The 801-nt window shown below is 58.8% G+C and carries 1 rRNA gene; it reads right to left on the reverse strand.

Annotated features, from left to right (window positions below):
- Positions 1-801, reverse strand: a 23S ribosomal RNA gene (locus tag ACL02T_RS34905); the annotation flags it as partial.

Consider the following 801-nt stretch of genomic DNA (forward strand, 5'->3'; position numbering starts at 1 on the left):
GCATGGACGCACTATCACGAGCACGGGAATATCAACCCGTTATCCATCGACTACGCCTGTCGGCCTCGCCTTAGGTCCCGGCTCACCCTGGGCGGAACAACCTGGCCCAGGAACCCTTGGTCATCCGGCGGCAGAGATTCTCACTCTGCATTCGCTACTCATGCCTGCATTCTCACTCGCACACCCTCCACCACTCGATCACTCGGCGGCTTCACCGGATGCACGACGCTCCCCTACCCAACAACACCACTACACAACCAGCACAACACTGGAAGCGGATGAATGTGTCATTGCCACGGCTTCGGCGGTGCGCTTGAGCCCCGCTACATTGTCGGCGCAGGACCACTTGACCAGTGAGCTATTACGCACTCTTTCAAGGATGGCTGCTTCTAAGCCAACCTCCTGGTTGTCTCGGCGATCCCACATCCTTTCCCACTTAGCGCACGCTTAGGGGCCTTAGCCGGTGATCTGGGCTGTTTCCCTCTCGACTACGAAGCTTATCCCCCGCAGTCTCACTGCCGCGCTCACAGTACCGGCATTCGGAGTTTGGCTGACTTCAGTAAGCTTGTCGGCCCCCTAGGCCATCCAGTGCTCTACCTCCGGTACCCACCACACGACGCTGCACCTAAATGCATTTCGGGGAGAACCAGCTATCACGGAGTTTGATTGGCCTTTCACCCCTACCCACAGCTCATCCCCCAGGTTTTCAACCCTGGTGGGTTCGGGCCTCCACGACGTCTTACCGACGCTTCACCCTGGCCATGGGTAGATCACTCCGCTTCGGGTCTACACCCCGCGACT

It is taken from the genome of Pseudonocardia oceanicola, from assembly GCF_047200735.1.
In the GTDB taxonomy this organism is placed as follows: domain Bacteria; phylum Actinomycetota; class Actinomycetes; order Mycobacteriales; family Pseudonocardiaceae; genus Pseudonocardia.